This window comes from Mesorhizobium sp. WSM4989 (assembly GCF_029625795.1).
GTDB lineage: Bacteria > Pseudomonadota > Alphaproteobacteria > Rhizobiales > Rhizobiaceae > Mesorhizobium.
Window position 1 is genome coordinate 2,471,815 of sequence record NZ_JARTVN010000001.1, and the last position, 20,656, is coordinate 2,492,470.

Genomic DNA, 20,656 nt, shown 5'->3' on the forward strand with positions numbered 1-20,656 from the left:
ATACGGGAAGAACGATGCGCGGATTGATTGCTACAGTTTCCAGCCTGGTCCTGGCGGCCGCCTTCGCGGCGCCGGCGCTGGCGCAGCAGGCGACCAAGATCGGCCAGCACAACGCCTGGGGCACCTACAGCTATCAGTCGGCAGGCGGCAAGGTCTGCTATGTGCTGACGGTGCCGACCGACAAGCAGCCGCCAAAGCTCGACCATGGCGACATGTTCTTCTTCGTCAGCCAACGGCCCGGGCAGCAGGTGTCCTATGAGCCGCAGTTCATCGCCGGCTACAACTTCCAGGAAGGCTCCAAGGCCACCGTCACCATCGACAAGAAGTCCTTCTCGATGTTCACCCGCGGCAAGTCGGCCTGGGTCGAGAACGCCGCTGAAGAGCCGGTGCTGATCGCCGCCATGAAGACGGGCACCGACATGAAGGTGCAGGCGAAGTCCGGCCGCGGCAACCCGACTTCCTACGTCTTTTCGCTGAAGGGCATCTCGGCCGCGCTGGCCTCGATCGCCAAGTGCAAATAGACTGAGGCTCCCTTGGCGGAGGATAGCAATATCGAAGTCCGCCTCCCGCAAGCGCGGCCAGGGACAAGCGACTAAGGCGACAGCGCCAAGCTCGCCATTCAGCCTTGCTGCTCGACGGCCCTGCGCCGCCTGATCGCCTCGGCGATGAACACGCGCGACAGCGCGTGATAGAGCGGCTCGTTGGCAATCAGCCGCGCCGTGCCGTAGCCCAGCATCGCCGCGCACATCAGCGCGATGACGTTGTCATGGTTGCCGGTCATCTCGAGGATGATGACGAAGGCCGTCATCGGCGCCTGCACGACGCCGGCGAAATAACCGGCCATGCCGAGCAGCGCGGCGAGGCCTGTTCCGGCGCCGAACGCCAGGCCAAGCGTGCTGCCGAGACCGGCGCCCACCGCCAACGACGGCGCGAAGATGCCGCCCGGAATGCCCGACACCATCGACAGCAAGCCGGCCGCGAATTTTTCCAGGAAGAAGAACGCGGGTAGCGGCGCGCCTTCGACGGCGCCGCGGGCCTGAGTGTAGCCGGTTCCGAAGGTAAGGCCGCCCGAGACGAGACCGATCGCGGCAACCGCCAAGCCGCAGATGCCTGCCACGAGCAGCGCGCGCCACAATGGCTGCAGGCCATTCCAGCGTCGGACGCGCCGCGTGATCCTCAGCGCCAACAGCGAAAACAGCGCGCCGAAGCCGCCGCCGATGACGCCGCAGGCAATCACCAGCGGCCAGTCGGTGGCGAAGGCCACCGTGTCCCTGGCGACGCCGAAATAGGTGTAGTTGCCGAGCAGGCCGAGCGAGGCGAGGCCGGCGAGGATCACCGCCGTCAGCACCAGCCCGTTGGTCCGTGACTCATAGGCGCGACCCATCTCCTCGATGGCGAAGACGATGCCGGCGAGCGGCGTGTTGAAGGCGGCGGCGACGCCGGCAGCCGAGCCGGCCAGGATCAGGCCGCGCGCCTGCGCCATGCCGCCCCAGCGCGCCGCCTGAAGCATGAGCGAGGCGCCGACCTGCACCGTCGGGCCCTCGCGGCCGATCGATCCGCCGGAGGCGAGACCGATGACGGTAAGCGCAACCTTGCCCGCTGCCAGGCGCAGCGAAAGAAGATGGCCGCGATCCTCGTCATCGCGCAGGTGACGGGCGGCGATCGCCTGCGGAATGCCGCTGCCTTGCGATCCCGGAAAGAAGGAATGGGCAAGCCAGGCGCAAATCACGAAGCCCGCGGGCGTCATGACCAGCGGCAGATAAAAGCGCCAGCTGCCGCTATCGCCGCCGGTGACGACGTGGAACAGCGCCTGCGCCCGGTCGGCCAGCAGGGCGAACAGCACGCTGATCAACCCGATCGAGATGGCGCCGGCCCAGAACACAAGGCGCGGCTGCCAGACGCGGCGCGACGCCCACATAGCCTGCGAGCGCCGCAGCATCGGGTATCTACGCGATATGCCGGCCATGCCTGTCCTCTGGGTGATGACCCGCCCCTAGCACACTGAGAGGGAGGATCAAGCCTGCGAGGTCAGGTCAGGTCGAGGCGAGCGACGAAAATCGGAGATCGGGGAGCCAGGGCAGGACCGCGGTTTGGATATCCCGCCGGCCTGCGCCGGCGGGCAGCAGGGTTGGCGAGTCCGACCACTCTCACATCGCCATCTTTTCACATTCGGCCTGGGCCTTCTTGGTCGACGTATCGATCATGTAGGCTTTGCCTTTGGCGTCGGTGATTATCATCATGCAATGCTTGATCGGCTTCGCCATCTTCATCATTTCGGCGCTCATCTTGGCGTCAGGCATCATGGTGCCCATATGGCCGTCGGGCATGATCGCCGTCACTTGCCCACCCTTCATCATGGTCATCGTGCCCATCGTATCCTCGGCGAACGCCTGCGAGGCAAAAAGGCTTGCGAGACCGGCGACGGCAACAAGCTTGATCGAATGCATTCCGCGTACTCCCATTTCTGCAAGGGCATAGTCGCCCCTTTCAGGTTCGCGGGTGCGCTTCGAACTGTTACGCCAACACGAATATGTGATCTCACCCGAGGCGGGAATAGCGACACCGGCCGCCTCTGCCGCCGACATGACTCCGGCCGCAAGCTGTGCTATGCGCCGCGCTTCATTTCAGGCACGATGCTGAAATCGGCCGCAAACCGCTTATATTGGCGCAACCATGACCCTTTCATTCGATCTGACCGCCGAAGGCGCCCGCGACGCCTTGCGCGCCCGCGCCACGCCGGCCGAAAAGCCGTCGCTGATCGGCCTGACGCGCGCAGAGCTTGGCGCCGCTCTGGTTGACGCCGGCATCGTGCCGGAGCGCCAGGCGAAGATGCGCGCCCAGCAGCTCTGGCACTGGATGTATGTGCGCGGGGTCTCCGACTTCGCCCATATGTTCAACATCTCCAAGGATCTGCGCGCCGAGCTCGATAAGCACTTCACCGTTGCGCGGCCCGACATCGTCGAGGAGCAGATCTCTTCCGACGGCACGCGCAAATGGCTGTTTCGCTTTCCGCCGCGCGGCGCCGGCCGTCCGGTCGAGATCGAGACCGTCTATATTCCGGAGGAAGGCCGCGGCACGCTCTGCATCTCCTCGCAGGTCGGCTGCACGCTGACCTGCTCTTTCTGCCACACCGGCACGCAGAAGCTGGTGCGCAATCTGACGACGGAAGAAATCCTGGCGCAGCTGCTCACCGCGCGCGACCGCCTCGGTGACTTCCCCGACCGCGACACGCCGGACGGCGCCATCGTGCCGGCCGAGGGCCGCAAGGTGTCCAACATCGTCATGATGGGCATGGGCGAGCCGCTCTACAATTTCGAGGCGGTGAAGAAGGCGCTGCTGATCGCTTCCGACGGCGACGGACTTTCCCTATCGAAAAGACGCATCACGCTGTCGACCTCGGGGGTCGTGCCGGAGATTGCCCGCACCGGCGAGGAGATCGGCGTTATGCTGGCGATCTCGCTGCATGCCACCAATGACGACCTGCGCGACCTGCTGGTGCCGATCAACAAGAAGTATCCGCTGAAGGAACTGATCGCTGCCTGCCGCGCCTATCCGGGTCTCTCCAACGCCCGCCGCATCACCTTCGAATATGTGATGCTGAAGGACGTCAACGATTCCCTCGAGGACGCCAAGGCGCTGGTCAAGCTGCTCAAGGGCATTCCAGCCAAGATCAACCTGATCCCGTTCAACCCGTGGCCCGGCACCAACTATCAGTGCTCGGACTGGGAGACGATCGAGAAGTTCGCCGACTACATCAACAATGCCGGCTACGCCTCGCCGATCCGCACGCCGCGCGGCCGCGACATCCTCGCCGCCTGCGGCCAGCTCAAGTCGGAATCGGAACGCATGCGCAAGGTCGACCGGCTGGCGCTTGAAGCGATGATGATCGCGGGGCACGGCGAGGCGTGAGGCGTATCATCGCCTATCTCGTCCGCTTCGCCGCCATCCTGATCGGCTATGTGATCGCCTCGCTGGCGGCGAGCGCCTTTCTCAACGTGCTGTTCCTCGGCTATTTCGGCTATGCGCCGGAGCCCGGACATCAGACGATCGCGCCCGCGCTCTATTTTTCGGTGCCTTTCCTGGCATTGTTCGTCGCCTATTTCGGCTTCATGCCGGCAGCGATCGTCATCCTGATCGCGGAAGTGCTCGGCCGCCGCGACTGGCTGTTCTATGCGCTGGGCGGCGCCGTCATCGCCGTCGTCTTCCTCGGCTTCGCGCACAACGTCGGCGACGGCGATTTCGATGTCGCCGACAACAATGTCAGGCTCGCGCTGATCGGCAGCGGCATGGTCGGCGGCATCTTCTATTGGCTCTCCGCCGGCCGATCTGCCGGCAGTTGGCGCCGCGAGCCGTTGCCGGAGCCCTGAGCTCGGCGCGGGCTCTACTTCGCCTGTGCCGTCAGGATCTTGAGCGCGAAGGCCGAGAACACGCCGCCGAACAGATAGTCGACCACACGCGTGACGCGCGGGCTCGCCTTCATCGCCGCCGAGAACTTTTCCGCCGCCAGCACCATGGGCGCCGTCACCGGGATCGACAGCACGATGAACATCATGCCGAGGAAGAACAGTTTCGCCGAGGCGTTCAGATCGTGCGCGGAGACGAATTGCGGCAGGAAGGTCATGAAGAACAGGATGATCTTCGGGTTGAGCAGGTTGACGCCGAGCCCGGCCGCCCAACTGCGGAACAAGGAGACTTGCGGTCCGGTTCTCTTTTCCGGCGAGAAGGCCGAGCCCTTGGCGATCGCCTGCCAGGCCAGGAACACCAGATAGCCGGCGCCGAAGATCTTCAAGGCGAAGAAGGCCATCGGCGAGGCGACGATCAGCGCCGAGATGCCGACCACCACCAGTGTGGTATGGATCAGCGTGCCGCAGAGCGCGCCGGCCATCGAGGCGAAGCCGGTGGCGCGGCCCTGGCTCAGCGTGCGCGAGACGAACAGCGTCATGTCCGGCCCCGGCGTGATCGCCAGGATGACGGTGGCGATGGCGAACTGGATGAGCGTCGAAGTGTCGGGAATGAAGGACATGGGTCGCCTTGGGGGTCGCCTCGGACTGGATCGCACTGCCTATAGCGCGGCGTTTTTTCCCTCGCCAGCCCCTGCCGGAGCAAACATCTGGCCCAGCCTGTGCCATGGCGAGGCGCAGCTTCGTCTCTTGCGCCGCCCGGAAAGGCCGTGATACCTCGCCCGCGAAGCTCTTTCCCGCGGAACCGCCAAAAATGTCCAAGACCAAGAACGTCAAGAAAGTCGTGCTCGCCTATTCCGGCGGCCTCGACACCTCCATCATCCTGAAGTGGCTGCAGACCGAGCTCGGCGCCGAGGTCGTCACCTTCACCGCCGATCTCGGCCAGGGCGGCGAGCTGGAGCCCGCGCGCCGCAAGGCCGAGATGATGGGCATCAAGGACATCCGCATCGTCGACGTGCGCGAGGAATTCGTTTCGGACTTCGTCTTCCCGATGTTTCGCGCCAACGCCGTCTATGAGGGTACATATCTGCTCGGCACTTCGATCGCCCGGCCGCTGATCTCCAAGCACCTGGTCGAGATCGCCAAAGAAACAGGTGCCGACGCCATCGCCCATGGCGCCACCGGCAAGGGCAACGACCAGGTCCGCTTCGAATTGTCGGCTTACGCGCTGAACCCCGACATCAAGGTCATCGCGCCGTGGCGCGACTGGTCGTTCAAGTCGCGCACCGATCTCATCAACTTCGCCGAGCAGCATCAGATCCCGGTGCCGAAGGACAAGCGCGGCGATGCGCCGTTCTCGGTCGACGCCAACCTTTTGCATTCCTCCTCGGAAGGCAAGGTGCTCGAGGATCCGTGGAGCGAGCCGCCGGAATTCGTCCACCAGCGCACCGTCTCGCCGATGGACGCGCCGGACGTCGTCACCGAGATCGAGATCGAGTTCCTGAAGGGCGATCCGGTCGCGCTCAATGGCAAGAAGCTGTCGCCGGCTGCCATGCTGGCGGCGCTCAACGACCTCGGCCGCGACAACGGCATCGGCCGTCTCGACCTTGTCGAAAACCGCTTCGTCGGCATGAAGTCGCGCGGCGTCTACGAGACCCCCGGCGGCACCATCCTGATCGCCGCCCACCGGGCGATCGAATCGATCACGCTCGACCGCGGTGCCGCGCACCTCAAGGACGAGTTCATGCCGCGCTATGCCGAGCTGATCTACAACGGCTTCTGGTTCTCGCCCGAGCGCGTGATGCTGCAGGCAATGATCGACAAGAGCCAGGAAGACGTCGAAGGCGCGGTGCGGCTGAAGCTCTACAAGGGCAATGTCATCGTCACCGGCCGCAGGTCGAAGAAGACGCTCTATTCCGATGCGCTGGTCACCTTCGAGGACGACCGCGGCGCTTACGACCAGAAGGACGCCGCCGGCTTCATCCGTCTCAACGCGCTGCGGTTGCGGACGCTGGCGGCAAGGAACCGCGAAGGCTGATATCCGAACGTCGAAAGTTGAGATAAGCGGGAAAACCCGGCGGAGACGCCGGGTTTTATTTCGCGTATCTAATCTAAGAAAAGTTCAGACCACTTCAGAGAAATTATCGTTTGACCTTTCCGCCGCTCCAATCAAGTTCGCTAGCGGGATGCGGGGGGTTTCAACAGTGGCGGTTGCTGCGGCCACAACGGCGCCGCGGAACTCTAAATTCCGTACCTGCTCAAATGTTATCACCGGCTCCTTCGAGGTTGCCGCTTCCGAGAAATGCCCCGTAGGCGGCAGCTACTCGCAAGCTGCCGGAGTCCCGACGGTGATCGAGGACAGGCCGAAGGCGGCTCCTTCAGCGCCGCGGAACCCCAAATTCCGTACCTGCAACGGCACTACCGGTACCTTCCAGATTCCCGTTTCCCGGAAATGTCCATTGAGCGGCTACGCGAACGATTGAGAGTTAGGTGATGAGATCGAACCTGGTCGTTCCGGGTGGTTGGGTTTTGATCCTTGCTCCGTAACAAAAAGCCCGGCGCAGGCCGGGCTTCTCGTTGGAATGGAGATATTGCATCAGTTGGCGTCGATCGCCTCGGCGATGCGGGCGATGGCCTGCTGGTAGACGCTTGCCGAATTCCAGCCGGCGATGGCGCCCATATTCGCCTCATATCCCGCGCCGGCCTGCCAGCCATGGGCTTTGAGGAAGTTGGCGGTGGAAGCCAGCGCGGTGTTCCTGTCGCGCAGATTTCCGTTGCCGACGCCATACTTCAGAACATTTCCGGGCAGGAACTGCGTATGGCCGATCTCGCCATGCATGGCGCCGACCGAGGAGGCGGTCAGCGCGCCGCGATCGACCAGCTTCAGGGCGGCGATGGCATGGGGGGTGAAATAGTCCGGGCGGCGGCAATCATAGGCCAGCGTCAGAATGGCGGAGACCGTGTTCTGGTTGCCCATCGACGCGCCGAAGCCAGTCTCCATGCCCCAGATCGCAAGCAGGACGCCCGGCGGCACGCCGTAAGTCTGTTCGATCCTGTCGAACATCGCCGCGTTCTGCTTCTTCAACGCACGGCCCTTGGAAATAATCGCGGCCCCGCCACGACGCTGCATGAACGCTTCCACCGAGCCGCTGAAAGCCTTGTGGATCGCGCGGTCGGCAGCGATCGTCCTTGTCGCGTAAGTCGCGCCGGCCAACGCGGACAGACCCCTCTGGCCCACGCCCTCGGCTTGTGCTTCCGCGGCAAATTGCTGTTTCCATGCGTCGAAGCCGGCGCCGTTCTTGCCGCAGCTGGCCGCGGCCTGCGCGCCTGTCGCCAGCCCGAAAGCCGCCACAACGGCGGCCATGAAAATCCTTCCCTTGGCAAAAAATGCCATATCGTTCTCCTGGTTGCCTGAATCACGTCCCGGCTGCAAATCTGCCAGTGAAGCGCCCGGTTGTCACCGCCCGCGCGGGCTGCGCGGCGCTTGAAGCTGGCGAATGCCGGGGAATTTGCCCACGATCAAGCATAAATTATGGCGCAAGGATTTATTGTGGCGTGTCTTGAGGGAAGACGTCGATATTGTGATCATTGGCGCAGGCTCGGCTATGCGGCTGCCCATCCCGGCTGTTCCGAAGCGCGCGCCACACTGATGCAGGCGGTGGCGGAGAAGATCTTCTTCGCCGGCGAGCATGTCGCCGGACCGCTCACCCAGGCTTTGTTGCGGCGCGACATTGTCAGGCGAAAGCGTGGCCAGGCGGGGCGTCGCCCTGCTCGCGACGAAATAGAAACGGAACGACGGCCGGCGACGGGCGTTTGGGCGTTGCCCAACTTCGTTGACCTTTTTCTCGCGGTTCGATGACCGATGAAGCTGTTCGACTGCCCTCATTGCGGCCACCGTCTCTATTTCGAGAACGCGCAATGCCTGAACTGTTCAAGCCTGGTGCTTTACGATCCGGAGCGGGCGTGTTTCGTGCTTTGCGGCGGCGACGCCGTTCCATGCGGAAATGCCGACGAGTGCGCCTGCAACTGGCGGGCCGAGCCGGGCAGGATTTTCTGCCGCGCTTGCGCGCTCAACCAATTGATCCCCGACCTTTCGGTGGAGGGCAACCGCCGGCGCTGGATCCGCGTCGAGGCGGCCAAGAAACGCGCCGTCTATTCGCTGCTTGCCTTCGGCTTCCCGGTGGCGCCCAAGGCCGGACCGCAGGACGAGGCCGGGCTCGCTTTCGACTTCCTCGCCGATCCGATCGGCGGCGGACCAGGCGGCGAGCGCATCCTGACCGGCCACGACAACGGCAGGATCACCCTCAACGTCGCCGAGGCCGATTCCGCCGAGCGCGAGCGGCGGCGCGTCGAAATGGGCGAGAACTACCGCACCTTGCTCGGTCACTTCCGCCACGAGCTCGGCCATTATTACTGGGACCGGCTGATCCGCGACGATCCCGAGCGACTTTCGAGCTTTCGCGCTCTGTTCGGCGACGAGCGGGTTGACTACGAGCAAGCGCTGAAGGCCCACTACGCCAAGGGCGCGCCGCCGGACTGGGAGCAGCGCCACATCTCGGCCTATGCGGCATCCCACCCCTGGGAAGACTGGGCCGAGACCTGGGCGCACCACCTGCACATCACGGACACGCTGGAGATGGTGCATGCGCTGAATTTTCCGCTCGGCCGGCTGGAGACAGTGGAAGCCAACGACCTGCCGCCTGGCGATACAGGGGGAGATCCGCTGCGGGAGCCCGCCGAACCCGATCCGGCGCCGGAACCGTTCGAAAGGATCCTCGCCCGCTGGCTGGTGCTGTCGGAGGCCTCCAATTCGATCAACCGCTGCATGGGTCTGCCCGACCTTTATCCCTTCGTCATTTCGGAGATGACGGCGCAAAAACTGGCCTTCGTTCACCAGCTTTTGACCGACTTGCCCACAACAAATGGAACAATTCGTGAGCAGGCGACGGCACTTTAGCCGGAACGCATAAGGTTCTGGTTCGTTTTCGAGCCCGAGGGAGCGTTGAGAACGGAGAGAAATCATGAAAAGTCTATTGTTTCCGGCACTTGCCGGTGCGCTGCTTGCCATGTCGGGCGCGGCGCTTGCCGACACGCCCGTCTCGGCAGTGACGGATCTGAATGTCCGCGCCGGCCCTGGCCCGCAATATCCCGTTATCGGCGTGCTGGCTGCCGGCCAGTCGGCGACGCTCAGAGGCTGCATCGAAGGCAGTAAATGGTGCACCATCGCCGAAGCCGGCGGCAAAGGTTGGGTTTATTCCGACTATGTGACAGCCGAATTCGGCGGCAGCCGTGTTGTGGTGACGCGCCGGCCGGCCGATGCCGGCATTGCCGTCGTGGCTCCGCCGACCGATGATATCTACACCACTGACACCTACACCGGCGCCATCGTTTCCGGCGACGATGCCATCGAGCCGATCGCCAGGCCGCCGGCCGAGGTCGGCACCTATGTCACCACGCACCGGGTCGAACCGGTCTATCTCGAGGGCGAAGTGGTGACCGGCGCGGTGCTGCCCGACACGGTCGAGCTGCGCGAGATCCCGGATTACAACTACCGCTATGTCTATGTGAACAACCAGCCGGCGCTGGTTGATCCGGGCACGCGGCGCATCGTCTATGTGATGCGCTGATCCAGGGTATTCGAAAGGCGGCCGCCGGGAAACGGGCGGCCGCCTTTCGAAGAATGTCAAGGTTGGGTCAGGCTACCTGCAGCTGCTCGACAGCCGCCGATTTCGACCTGCAGCCTCGATTTCAGGGTTCACTCCGCTCGTTGCTCCGTCTTGGCACGAGGAAGCGGGGTGGCTCCGTCAAACGCTTCACGCCCTTGGATGCGCCCGGTCGTAAATGTCGAGCAGCCTTGCCGTGTCGACGCCGGTATAGATCTGGGTGGTCGACAGGCTGGCATGGCCGAGCAGTTCCTGGATGGTGCGCAGGTCGCCGCCACGGCCGAGCAGATGCGTGGCGAAGGAATGGCGCAAGGCATGCGGCGTCGCGGTGTCCGGCAGGTTGAGAGCCGAGCGTAGCTTGGCCATCTCGCGCTGGACGATGGCCGGATTGAGCGGGCCGCCGCGAGTGCCGCGGAACAGCAGCTCTTTCGGATCGATGTGGAAGGGACACAGCCGCCGGTATTCGGCGACCGCCCTGAGCGCCACCGGCAGCACCGGCACCAGCCTTGTCTTGCCGCCCTTGCCGGTGATGCGCAGGACCGTGTCAGCCTCGGTGGCGAGATCGGCCCCGGCTAAGCCCAGCGCTTCCGAGATGCGCAGGCCGGAGCCGTAGAGCAGCGTCAGCACGGCGGCGTTGCGGGCGGCGATCCAGGGTTCCTCCGCCAGTTGGCCCTCGACAGTCACGACCTGCTTGGCATCGCTCGCCGTCAGTGGTTTCGGTAGCGATTTCGGCTGGCGCGGCGCGCGCAGGGCGGCCGCACCCGCCGCGTTGACGAGGCCGCGCTTTTCGAGAAAGCGCAGCAGCGAACGGATGCCGGCCAGGCCGCGGCCGAGCGTGCGGGCGCCGGCGCCGCCGTTGCGGCGCGCGGCGAGGAAGCCGCGCAGGTCGGCCGGCCGCAGGTCGGCGATATCGGAGATGCCGGGCGGGCCGCCGCGATGCCCGGTCAGGAAATGCAGGAACTGGCGCGTGTCGCGCTCATAGGCTTCGACCGTTTCGGGCGACAGCCGGCGCTCGCGCGCGAGCATCTTGAGCCAGCTCTCGCGCGCCGCCTGGAGGTCGGGTTTTGCCGGGATGAGGAATTCCTGCATGCGGGCATTTTCGGGCAGTCAGGTTAGGAAGCGGTGAAGAGCCGATCATTGAAATGGCGGCTTCAGAGGGTTAGAGCAGGGCAAAGGAAGTGATGCCGATGTCGAAGCTCGAGAACCCTGTACAGATGGCCGTGATCGGCGCCGCGCACGGCATCAAGGGCGAGTTGCGGGTGAAAACCTTCACCGGCGATCCGCTGGCGCTGGCCGACTACGGGCCGCTGCATGCCAAGGATGGCCGAGCCTTCCAGATCCTCGACATCCGGCCGGCCGGCACGGTCGTGGTGGTGCGCTTCAAGGGCGTCAGCGACCGCAACACGGCCGAGGCGCTTGCCGGCACGGAGCTGTTCGTCGACCGTTCGGTGCTGCCGGACGACGGCGAGGAGGACGAGTTCTACCATGCCGACCTCATCGGCCTTGAGGTGAGGGACGATACCGGCGTCATCGGCAGGGTCGTCGCCGTGCATAATTTCGGCGGCGGCGACATACTCGACGTCACGCTCGCGGGCCGCAAGGGCGTGCTGATCCCGTTCACGCAAGCCGCGGTGCCGCATGTGTCGATCGCCGACGGCTTCGTTCAGGTCGATCCCCTGGCGGCGGGGCTGGTCGAGGACGAGGATAGCGAAGCCGCCGGGCGGCCCGGTTTCGACCCGAAGGGCCGGCCGCGCGGACCGAAGGACGCCGGGGGCAACCGGTGAGCTTTGCCGCCTCGGTGCTGACGCTCTATCCGGAGATGTTTCCGGGTGCGCTTGGGCTTTCGCTCGCCGGCCGGGCGCTGGAAGCCGGCACCTGGTCGCTGGAAGCGATCCAGATCCGCGATTTCGCCACTGACCGGCATCGCACCGTCGACGATACGCCGGCCGGCGGCGGCGCCGGCATGGTGATGCGCGCCGACGTGCTGGCCAGGGCGATCGACCACGTTTCGCCGCAGGGCGATGAACGTCCAAGGCTGCTGATGAGCCCGCGTGGAAAGCCGCTGACGCAGGCCAGGGTGCGCGGGCTCGCCGCCGGGCCCGGTGCCGTCATCCTGTGCGGCCGCTTCGAGGGCGTCGACCAGCGGCTGATCGAGGCGCGCGGTCTGGAGGAAGTCTCGATCGGCGATTTCATCCTGTCGGGCGGCGAGCCGGCCGCACTTGTGTTGCTCGATGCGGTGGTGCGGCTGCTGCCGGGGGTGATGGGCAACGCCGTCTCGGGCGAGGAAGAAAGCTTTGAGAACGGCCTGCTCGAGCATCCGCATTACACGCGGCCGCAGGAGTTCGAGGGCAGGCAAATCCCCGAAGTGCTGACCTCCGGGAATCACAGGAAGATCGCCGCGTGGCGTCGCGCCGAGGCTGAGAAGCTGACGCGGGAGCGCCGGCCCGATCTGCTGGCCGGTGCTCAGCCCTTGGTAAAGTAATAAAAGGCCAGAAACAGGCCGACGGCGACGACGAAGCCGCGCACGACACCTTGCGGCACGCGCCTGGCGATCCACACCCCGGCATAGCCGCCCAGCGCCCCGCCGGGGATCATGACGATCGCCTGCGGCCAGGCGACGACGCCGCCCGAAACGAAAACCAGGATGGCGATTGCCGCGATGACCACCGCTAGCATGTTCTTCAACGCGTTCAGCTTGTGGTAGTCGCCGGCCTGCGTCAGGCCGAGGGTGGCAAGCATCATCACGCCCATGCCGGCGCCGAAGAAGCCGCCATAGACCGAGGTCAGGAACTGCGCCAGCGACCCGGCGAGCGAGCCGACCGAGGCCTGGTGCTCCGGTCCGGCCGCCGGCTTCAGCCACGGACCGGCCGCGAACAGGGCGGTCGCGGCGATCAGCAGCCAGGGCACAAGCGCGCGGAAGGACGTGTTGGAGAGCGCCAGCAGAATGAGCGAACCGGCCAGCGCGCCAAAGCCCGATATCACGCAGAGCACAAGCGCCTGGCGCCAGAAATGCCTGATGTCGTCGAGATAGGCGAGCGTCGAGGTGATGTAGCCCGGAAACTGTGTCACCGAGGACGTTGCGTTGGCAACGATCGGCGGCAGGCCGACCAGCGTCATGGCACCGAAGGTGACGAAAGTGCCGCCGCCGGCGACGGCGTTCACCGCGCCCGAGACAAAGCCCGCGAAGAAGAGCAGGACGGCATCGAAGAATGTCATCGAGGGAGGCCTGGGAAATAGCTTTCTCCGACTTAGAAAGCTTGCATGGCGCGCGCAACCCGGCACGGCGGCAATATGATGGGGCCATAGTTTTCAAAAATTAGGCGTCAAAGGCGTGACAAAGCGCCGAAATAGCTGTATGTCGCCGCCCGAACCGGAAGAACGATCTTCCGGACCCGTCAACAAATGGCGGTGTAGCCGTCCCTGTCCGATGCCCCCGATTTGAATGTCTGGGCAAAGGACATAGCCGAGCGGTCATTGGAACTGCAAGGCAAGTCGAGGACGCTCTGGCTGTCGGAAGAACAAGAAGTGGATATTTGAGATGGATCTCATCCGTCAGCTCGAGGCCGAGCAGGCCGCCAAGATCGAAGCCAAGCGCAAGCTGCCCGAATTCCAGCCTGGCGACACCGTGCGCGTCCAGGTGCGCGTCACCGAAGGCAGCCGCACCCGCGTCCAGGCCTATGAGGGCGTCGTCATCGCCCGTTCCGGCTCCGGCTTCCAGGAGAATTTCACCGTCCGCAAGATTTCCTACGGCGAAGGCGTGGAGCGCGTGTTCCCGGTCTACTCGCCGATGGTCGAAGGCGTCGAGATCGTGCGCCGTGGCAAGGTGCGCCGCGCCAAGCTCTATTACCTGCGCGACCGTCGCGGCAAGTCGGCCCGCATTTCGGAAAACACCGGCGTGCGCGCCCGCAAGCTGAACGATGAAGAGCGTGATGCGCTGAACGCCGAACGCGCCCGCATCGAGGCCGAGAAGGTCGCCGCCGCCGAGGCTCTGGCTGCGGAGAAAGCCGCGCAGGACGCCGCCGAGAAGAAGGCTGCCGAGTCCGCGTCGGCCGAATAAGGCGCTTCCGCAGATCGTTTTGGAAAGGCGGCTTCGGTCGCCTTTTTCGTTTGGCGGTAGGCAACGTCGTCATCGCAGGGCGCGGCACGGGCGCAACTCCGTCGCGGAGACCCTGGATCCCTCGCTCGTAGGGGCCGCCGCGATGCCGCCGACGAGTGCAGGGTGCTGGTCGAGCCGACAGCCAACGGCCAGGCGCTGCGGTCGAACATGAAGGATGTGCAAGCGGCGCTTGCCTGCAGCATGCCGCCGGAACGCGCCGAGCTGAAAGCCCTGCATGGCACGCTGACCCGGCTGGTCGCCGGGTTGCGCGAAGCGGTTGCGGATTGCGCGGATGGTCCGTCGCAGGCTGGGTTCGGGAAGCGTGCCGATCAGAGCATGGGAATCCGCTTTGGCGCTCATCGGTGCAGCGGATCGGCTTGCAAGGCGCTTGCGGAAAGCTAAAGTCGGCGCCGGTTTTCTCTTGGGGCGAGCGTAGCGCCGCCAATCAAGTCGGGAGTTCGTCATGATCAAGTCGAAACTGCTGCTGGCCGGCCTGCTGGCCTGCCTTCTCGCGCCCGCTGCGGCGCTCGCCGACACGCTGCCCGATCTCGGCGGCAGAAAGGTCGTGGTGGTGACCGAAAACGCTTACCCGCCGCTGCAGTTCATCGACAAGAAGACCGGCAAGCAGATCGGCTGGGAATATGACGCGATGGATGAGATCGCCAAGCGGCTGCATTTCAAGGTCGAGTACCAGAACACCTCCTGGGACGCGATGATCCAGGCCGTTTCCGACAACCAGTACAATATCGGCATGACCGGCATCACCATCAAGGACGAGCGCAAGGCGAAGGTCGACTTCTCGGACCCTTACATGCGATCGGAACAGTTCATGCTGGTGCGCGGCGACGAGAGCCGCTTCACCGACGCCAAGAGCTTTGCCGCCTTCAAGGACGGGCTGATCGGCGCGCAAGCCGGCACGACGCCCTTCTACACCGCCGTCTACAGCGTGCTCGACGGCAATGAGCAGAACCCGCGCATAAAATTGTTCGAGACCTTCGGCGCCAGCGTGCAGGCGCTGAAGTCCGGCGATGTCGACGTGGTGCTGACGGACGGCACCGCCGGCAAGGGCTATGTCGACGCCTCCGAGGGCAAGCTGAAGCTGATCGGCGGGCCGCTCGGCAGTGAGGATTTCGGCTTCATCTTCCCCAAGGGCTCCGACCTGGTGAAGCCGGTCAACGCCGCGATCGCCGCGCTCAAGGCCGATGGCACGCTCGATGCGCTGAACAAGAAGTGGTTCCTCGACTACAAGATGGGGCAGTAGCCCACGTTGTTGACGGCAGTGCCTGTGCAGGAAATCGCGCTGACTTGGCGCATGAGCACCCCCCTCTGCCCTGCCGGGCATCTCCCCCTCAGGGTGGGAGATTGGCAGTTTCAGCGCCTCCGCACATTCTGCATCGATGGTTTGCGAAAGCCGATCGACCATCTGATCTCCCGCCTTGAGGGGGAGATGGCCTGCAGGCCAGAGCGGGGTACCTGGGCGCCATCCTTTCTGGGTCGTTACACCGGCGGCACATCCTGATGACCGCCACGACGTCCACCGCCAAATCCGAATTCCCCTGGTGGCTGGCCGCAGCGGCCGTCCTGGCGCTCGCCGCGGCGCTGGCCATCGCCGCCAGCGACCTTTACGCTGAGGTCTTCGCCACCGTCGCCAAGGGCATCGGCATCACCGTCTTCGTCACCGTGGTCGGCTTCGCGCTGGCCTCGGCGCTTGGACTCGGCATCGCGCTGATGGCCTTGTCGGGGTCGCAATGGCTGCGCCAGATCGCGCGCTTCTATGTCGAGATCATCCGCGGCGTGCCGATCCTGGTGCTGCTGTTCTGGATCGCTTTTGCCGGGGCGCCGGCATTCGTCGCGGCGTGGAACGCGCTGACGGCGCCGCTGCAGAGCGCCGGCTGGATCGGCGAGCTCCTGGTGCGCGACATCTCGCTTCTGTGGCGCGCCATCATGGCTCTGACCATCGGCTATTCGGCCTTCATCTCGGAAGTGTTCCGGGCCGGCATCCTGTCGGTCGAGAAGGGTCAGATCGAGGCGGCAAAGGCGCTCGGGCTGACGCGCGTGCAGCGCTTCCGGCTGATTGTCTTTCCGCAGGCGATCCGCACCATCCTGCCGCCGCTCGGCAACGATTTCGTCGCCATGGTCAAGGACTCCTCGCTGGTCTCGGTGCTGGGCGTTGCCGACATCACGCAGATCGGCAAGGTCTATGCCGCCGGCTCGTTCCGCTTCTTCGAGACCTATTCGATCGTCGCCTATATCTATCTGATCTTGACGGTCGGCCTGTCGCTGGCGCTGCGGGCGCTCGAGAAACGGCTGCGACGGCAGCATGAGCAATAGCCCCCGGGCCAAGAGCGCGCTACGCTTCCTGGGTTAGTAACGTCCAGGAGCTGACCCATGAATTTCGACAAGGCCAATGCGGCGCTGGATTCCGTCTATTCGGCCGAGACGCCGGAGGCGCTCGCCAAGGCCTATGCCGAATGGGCGGCGACCTATGACGGCGAGACCGCCTCGCTCGGCTATCTGCTGCCCTTCCTTATCACCGCCTGGGTGGCGCGGCATGTGCCGGCGGGCGAAGGCCCGCTGCTCGACGCCGGCTGCGGCACCGGCCTGTCCGGGCCGTCATTGAAAGCGCTGGGCTATGGCGACATCTGCGGTCTCGACCTTTCAGACGACATGCTGAAGATCGCAGGCAGCCGCAATGCCTATGGCGAGCTGAAGAAGGCGATGCTCGGCGGTCCGCTGCCCTGGCCCGACAGTCATTTCCGCGCCTTCTTCTCGACCGGCGTCTTCACCATCGGCCACGCGCCGGCCGAGGGCCTGCACGAACTCGTGCGCATCACGAAGAGCGGCGGCCACGCCATCTTCACAGTGCGCGACCAGGTTTTTGAGAGCGGTGGCTTCCAGGCGGTGTTCGACGATCTCAGGCAGGCAAGGAAATGGCGGCTGGCCGAGGAAAGTCCGTGGTTTCGCTGCTATGCGATCGGCGACCCGGACGCGCTGGTGAAGACTTTCGTATTCGAGGTGCTGTGAGCGCGGCTTCCCCTTCTCCCACAAGGGGAGAAGGCAAAGCTACCGCAATTGCCGAAAAGCCAAAACGTTGATATGAGCAGCGCCATGGAAGAGCTTTTCGGCGATCCGGCCTATAAGGGTTTCGTGCTGCAGGACAGGAAGCGCCTGCCGTCGCGATTTGCCGCGCGCGTCTGCGGCGCGCTCACCAGCCGACTTAGCTGAGGCGACTTATCCGATCGCTTCGCCGGTCGGAAGCCCCGGCGACAGCTTTTGCCATTCTCATATCGACGGATTTACGCACATGAGCGCACCGCGCACCCTCTACGACAAGATCTTCGACGACCATGTCGTCGACCGCCAGGACGACGGAACCTGCCTGCTCTATATCGACCGCCACCTCGTCCATGAGGTCACCAGCCCGCAGGCCTTCGAAGGCCTGCGCATGAGCGGCCGAGACGTTCGCCATCCTGAGAAGACGCTCGCCGTGGTCGACCACAACGTGCCGACCTCGCCCGAGCGCAAGTTCGGCATCAAGAACGAGGAAAGCCGCATCCAGGTCGAGGCGCTGGCCAAGAATGCCAAGGATTTCGGCATCGAATATTATTCGGAGAACGACGTCCGCCAGGGCATCGTCCACATCATCGGGCCGGAGCAAGGCTTCACGCTGCCCGGCATGACCATCGTCTGCGGCGACAGCCACACCTCCACGCATGGCGCGTTCGGCGCGCTGGCGCACGGCATCGGCACTTCGGAGGTCGAGCATGTGCTGGCGACGCAAACTTTGATCCAGCGCAAGGCCAAGAACATGCTGGTGCGCGTTGACGGCCAGCTTCCGGAAGGCGTCACCGCCAAGGACATCATCCTCGCCATCATCGGCGAGATCGGCACCGCCGGCGGCACCGGCTACGTCATCGAATATGCCGGCGAGGCGATCCGCTCGCTGTCGATGGAAGGCCGCATGACGATCTGCAACATGTCGATCGAAGGCGGTGCGCGCGCCGGCCTGATCGCGCCGGACGAGACCACCTTCGCCTATGTGAAGGACAAGCCGCGCGCGCCGAAGGGTGCCGCCTGGGACGCCGCGCTTGCCTACTGGAAGACGCTGCATTCCGACGAAGGTGCGCATTTCGACAAGGTGGTCGTGCTCGATGCGCAAAAACTGCCGCCGATCGTCTCCTGGGGCTCCTCGCCCGAGGATGTCGTCTCGGTGCAGGGTTTCGTGCCGAATCCGGCCGACATCGCCGACGAGAACAAGCGTTCCTCGAAGCTCCGCGCGCTCGACTATATGGGGCTGACGCCCGGAACCAAGATCACCGACATCGCGCTCGACCGCGTCTTCATCGGGTCCTGCACCAATGGCCGCATCGAGGACCTGCGCGCCGCCGCCAAGGTGGTCGAGGGCAAAAAGGTCAATCCGCGCGTGAACGCCATGATCGTGCCGGGCTCCGGCCTGGTGAAGGAGCAAGCCGAAGCCGAAGGGCTCGACAAGATCTTCGTCGCCGCGGGCTTCGACTGGCGCGAGCCCGGCTGCTCGATGTGCCTGGCGATGAACGACGACCGGCTGAAGCCGCATGAGCGCTGCGCCTCGACTTCGAACCGCAATTTCGAGGGCCGGCAGGGTTTTAAGGGCCGCACCCATCTTGTCTCGCCGGCCATGGCGGCGGCGGCGGCAATCGCCGGCCATTTCGTCGATATCCGCGACTGGAAGTGACGGCCTGCCGCGGAGGCGATCAAAGGCCCGGAGCGCACCGCGTTCCGGGCCTTTTGTCGCTCAGCGGTCGCCGAGCCGGATAATCTCGTGGAACTCCTCACGTCGGCCAGGCTCGTCGGCAGCGACGATCAGCGCCAGTTGCTGCTCGTCGAAAATCTTGAACCACTCGTCCCATTCGACCAGCTCGTAGCCACCGGCGTTGGGAGGCCGCTCCGGGCGGTCGTCGTCCTCATAGGCGTTCTGGCCAAAAACCAGGCGCAGCATGGGTTGCGTGCCGGCCTCGGGCGAAATGTCGACAATGGCCGGAAATCCGGCGCGCGCCGCCGCCCAGGAACGGATCGCATCGTGCTCGGTCAGGGTGATTGTACCGGCCATAGGCGTTCTCCTGTTTTGTGTTGAGAACGCCGGCCTCCCGGAGCTGTTCCGTGCCGTCGCTTAACCGCTTGTTTGTGCTTCCGGACTAGCATCTCCCCCTGGGTAACTTGGGGAAGTCACGGTCCGTTGGACACCGGTCTGCTCATAGCGCTGCTCAATCCGACGATAGCGCTGGCGCTCGGCGCTGCGTTCCTCGTGCTGTGGTTCTATCAGCGCCATCGTCCGTATCTGGCGGTGCTGGCGGCGAGCTACTGCCTGTCGGCGTCGGGTTTCCTGCTGCAATATTTCACGCTGCCGCTCGGCATCGTGGCGACCAAGCTGATCTCCAACATATGTTTCACGATAGCCGCCTGCTGCCTTTCCGGCGCGATCATCGCCCGCTACGGCCGGCGCGTGCCCTATTTCGGCATCGGCCTCATGGCCGGCGGCGGGCTCGCCGCCTTCGCATGGTTCATGTTCGTCGAGCCGGATCTTACCTGGCGCGTGCTCAGCATGAATTTCGGCTTCGGCGGCCTGAGCCTGCTCGTCGCCGCCGAGCTCAGGACAGTGCGCAACAATGGCCCTGAGAAAATCCTGGTCGCGCTGGCCCTGCTTTCCGCGCTGAACTTCACCGCCCGTACCCTGATCGTCGTCATCGCGCATGGACCGTTCCCAAGCTATGACGGCTTCTACGGCTCGTCCTACTGGACGACGGCGCTGCTCTCGCACGCGCTTTTGTCGCTTCTGATCGCGCTCTGCCTGTTCACGGCGGCCGCCCTCGATGTGCTGAAGGCACTGAAGGCCGAGACGCACACCGACCCGTTGTCCGGCCTTCTCAACCGGCGCGGCTTCGAGGACCGGGCAGCACTTCTGCTCGATCAATGCGCCAAGGCCGGGTTTCCCGTCGCGTTGGTGCTTGCCGACCTCGATCACTTCAAGGCGCTCAATGACCAGCACGGACATGAGGCAGGCGACCGAGTGATTGCCGATTTCGCTGCCAAGCTGCGCTTTGCCACCGGCGCGCGCGGCGCAGCGGGCCGCATCGGCGGCGAGGAGTTCGCCGTGCTCCTGCCGCTTAGCGATCTCGCCGCGGCGCGCCTGTTCGCCGAAGCGATCCGCACCTTCTATTCGGCCGGGGCCGTCGACGGCCTGCCGCTCGGCACCAGGGTGACAGCGAGCTTCGGCGTCGCCGCCCGCAGCGGCGCGGAAGGGCTGGCGCCGCTGATGCGGCGCGCCGACGAGGCGCTTTACAAGGCCAAGAGGAATGGCCGCGACAGCGTCCGCCTTTCCTACGAGCGCCCCGAAACCGCCTTCGTGCCCGAAGCGGTGAGCGTCGGCTGAAAATCGCAGGCTCCAGAGCACCTGACAACAGCCAACATCACTGCCCGAAGGCGACGGACGTTAACGTGTTTTTCGCCCGTCGATGGTT

23 protein-coding genes are annotated in these 20,656 nt (G+C 64.8%); 15 read left to right on the forward strand and 8 right to left on the reverse strand.

The features are described 5' to 3' along the window. Positions 1-14 precede the first annotated feature (14 nt). On the forward strand, positions 15-521 hold the full coding sequence (locus P9217_RS11965) for an invasion associated locus B family protein (RefSeq protein ID WP_066991787.1): 507 nt from the start codon (positions 15-17) through the stop codon (positions 519-521). 98 nt (positions 522-619) lie between these two features. Here P9217_RS11965 and P9217_RS11970 read toward each other — a convergent pair whose 3' ends face one another. Next, positions 620-1,966, reverse strand: coding sequence for a chloride channel protein (locus tag P9217_RS11970; protein WP_278085942.1), 1,347 nt, complete (start codon positions 1,964-1,966; stop codon positions 620-622). Positions 1,967-2,147: 181 nt separating this feature from the next. Then, on the reverse strand, positions 2,148-2,585 hold the full coding sequence (locus P9217_RS11975; protein WP_245460568.1) for a hypothetical protein: 438 nt from the start codon (positions 2,583-2,585) through the stop codon (positions 2,148-2,150). Between the two features lie 88 nt (positions 2,586-2,673). Here P9217_RS11975 and rlmN point away from each other — a divergent pair, with 88 nt between their 5' ends. After that, positions 2,674-3,909 carry a 23S rRNA (adenine(2503)-C(2))-methyltransferase RlmN gene (gene rlmN / locus P9217_RS11980; RefSeq protein WP_278085941.1) on the forward strand — a complete coding sequence of 412 codons (1,236 nt, stop codon included), beginning with the start codon at positions 2,674-2,676 and terminating at the stop codon, positions 3,907-3,909. Further along, the gene (locus P9217_RS11985; protein WP_127403552.1) at positions 3,906-4,367 is read left to right on the forward strand and encodes a hypothetical protein; all 462 of its coding nucleotides are present in this window, start codon (positions 3,906-3,908) and stop codon (positions 4,365-4,367) included. Before rlmN ends, P9217_RS11985 begins: the two co-directional genes overlap by 4 nt. Positions 4,368-4,381: 14 nt before the next feature. On the opposite strand, the gene P9217_RS11990 is transcribed toward P9217_RS11985, so the two are convergent. After that, on the reverse strand, positions 4,382-5,023 hold the full coding sequence (locus P9217_RS11990; protein ID WP_127403551.1) for a LysE family translocator: 642 nt from the start codon (positions 5,021-5,023) through the stop codon (positions 4,382-4,384). Between the two features lie 191 nt (positions 5,024-5,214). Here P9217_RS11990 and P9217_RS11995 point away from each other — a divergent pair, with 191 nt between their 5' ends. After that, positions 5,215-6,438 (forward strand): argininosuccinate synthase, encoded by a 1,224-nt coding sequence (locus tag P9217_RS11995; protein ID WP_278085940.1) that lies wholly within the window; start codon positions 5,215-5,217, stop codon positions 6,436-6,438. Positions 6,439-6,996: 558 nt separating this feature from the next. Here P9217_RS11995 and P9217_RS12000 read toward each other — a convergent pair. After that, complete coding sequence (locus P9217_RS12000) at positions 6,997-7,794, reverse strand: lytic transglycosylase domain-containing protein (protein ID WP_066991813.1); 798 nt, start codon at positions 7,792-7,794, stop codon at positions 6,997-6,999. Positions 7,795-7,857: 63 nt separating this feature from the next. Further along, the gene (locus P9217_RS12005) at positions 7,858-8,286 is read right to left on the reverse strand and encodes a hypothetical protein (RefSeq protein WP_278085939.1); all 429 of its coding nucleotides are present in this window, start codon (positions 8,284-8,286) and stop codon (positions 7,858-7,860) included. On the opposite strand from P9217_RS12005, the gene P9217_RS12010 reads away from it, so the two are divergent. Both P9217_RS12010 and P9217_RS12015 read left to right on the forward strand, forming a co-directional pair. After that, a complete protein-coding gene (locus P9217_RS12010; RefSeq protein ID WP_278085938.1) occupies positions 8,263-9,357 on the forward strand; it encodes a putative zinc-binding metallopeptidase in 1,095 nt (364 codons plus the stop codon). The genes P9217_RS12005 and P9217_RS12010 overlap by 24 nt on opposite strands. A gap of 64 nt (positions 9,358-9,421) precedes the next feature. Next, positions 9,422-10,027, forward strand: a complete 606-nt coding sequence (locus P9217_RS12015; protein ID WP_066991818.1) for a DUF1236 domain-containing protein — start codon at positions 9,422-9,424, stop codon at positions 10,025-10,027. Between the two features lie 186 nt (positions 10,028-10,213). Here the strand turns inward: P9217_RS12015 and P9217_RS12020 are convergent, their stop codons facing one another. Then, positions 10,214-11,152, reverse strand: a complete 939-nt coding sequence (locus P9217_RS12020) for a tyrosine recombinase XerC (RefSeq protein ID WP_278085937.1) — start codon at positions 11,150-11,152, stop codon at positions 10,214-10,216. A gap of 98 nt (positions 11,153-11,250) precedes the next feature. Between P9217_RS12020 and rimM the strand changes: the two genes are divergently transcribed. Both rimM and trmD read left to right on the forward strand, forming a co-directional pair. After that, positions 11,251-11,847 carry a ribosome maturation factor RimM gene (gene rimM / locus P9217_RS12025; RefSeq protein WP_066991935.1) on the forward strand — a complete coding sequence of 199 codons (597 nt, stop codon included), beginning with the start codon at positions 11,251-11,253 and terminating at the stop codon, positions 11,845-11,847. Then, complete coding sequence (trmD, locus tag P9217_RS12030; RefSeq protein WP_067323716.1) at positions 11,844-12,545, forward strand: tRNA (guanosine(37)-N1)-methyltransferase TrmD; 702 nt, start codon at positions 11,844-11,846, stop codon at positions 12,543-12,545. The genes rimM and trmD overlap by 4 nt, the downstream gene beginning before the upstream one ends. On the opposite strand, the gene P9217_RS12035 is transcribed toward trmD, so the two are convergent. Beyond that, positions 12,527-13,279 (reverse strand): sulfite exporter TauE/SafE family protein, encoded by a 753-nt coding sequence (locus P9217_RS12035; protein WP_278085936.1) that lies wholly within the window; start codon positions 13,277-13,279, stop codon positions 12,527-12,529. The two genes, trmD and P9217_RS12035, sit on opposite strands and share 19 nt — an antisense overlap. Before the next feature lie 322 nt (positions 13,280-13,601). Here P9217_RS12035 and rplS point away from each other — a divergent pair, with 322 nt between their 5' ends. From rplS to leuC, 6 genes are all read left to right on the forward strand, one after another. Then, positions 13,602-14,120 (forward strand): 50S ribosomal protein L19, encoded by a 519-nt coding sequence (gene rplS, locus P9217_RS12040; protein ID WP_040974610.1) that lies wholly within the window; start codon positions 13,602-13,604, stop codon positions 14,118-14,120. A gap of 162 nt (positions 14,121-14,282) precedes the next feature. After that, positions 14,283-14,561, forward strand: a complete 279-nt coding sequence (locus tag P9217_RS30415) for a hypothetical protein (protein WP_336618887.1) — start codon at positions 14,283-14,285, stop codon at positions 14,559-14,561. Positions 14,562-14,622: 61 nt separating this feature from the next. Further along, positions 14,623-15,420, forward strand: coding sequence for a transporter substrate-binding domain-containing protein (locus tag P9217_RS12050; protein WP_067323722.1), 798 nt, complete (start codon positions 14,623-14,625; stop codon positions 15,418-15,420). Between the two features lie 257 nt (positions 15,421-15,677). Continuing rightward, the gene (locus P9217_RS12055; protein ID WP_095799636.1) at positions 15,678-16,490 is read left to right on the forward strand and encodes an amino acid ABC transporter permease; all 813 of its coding nucleotides are present in this window, start codon (positions 15,678-15,680) and stop codon (positions 16,488-16,490) included. Between the two features lie 57 nt (positions 16,491-16,547). Further along, positions 16,548-17,183 carry a class I SAM-dependent methyltransferase gene (locus tag P9217_RS12060; RefSeq protein WP_127214587.1) on the forward strand — a complete coding sequence of 212 codons (636 nt, stop codon included), beginning with the start codon at positions 16,548-16,550 and terminating at the stop codon, positions 17,181-17,183. Positions 17,184-17,463: 280 nt separating this feature from the next. Next, on the forward strand, positions 17,464-18,873 hold the full coding sequence (gene leuC / locus P9217_RS12065; protein WP_278085935.1) for a 3-isopropylmalate dehydratase large subunit: 1,410 nt from the start codon (positions 17,464-17,466) through the stop codon (positions 18,871-18,873). Between the two features lie 60 nt (positions 18,874-18,933). On the opposite strand, the gene P9217_RS12070 is transcribed toward leuC, so the two are convergent. Then, positions 18,934-19,248, reverse strand: coding sequence for a hypothetical protein (locus P9217_RS12070; protein ID WP_066991843.1), 315 nt, complete (start codon positions 19,246-19,248; stop codon positions 18,934-18,936). Positions 19,249-19,374: 126 nt separating this feature from the next. Between P9217_RS12070 and P9217_RS12075 the strand changes: the two genes are divergently transcribed. Then, positions 19,375-20,568 carry a GGDEF domain-containing protein gene (locus P9217_RS12075; protein ID WP_127247335.1) on the forward strand — a complete coding sequence of 398 codons (1,194 nt, stop codon included), beginning with the start codon at positions 19,375-19,377 and terminating at the stop codon, positions 20,566-20,568. Positions 20,569-20,656: the final 88 nt, after the last annotated feature.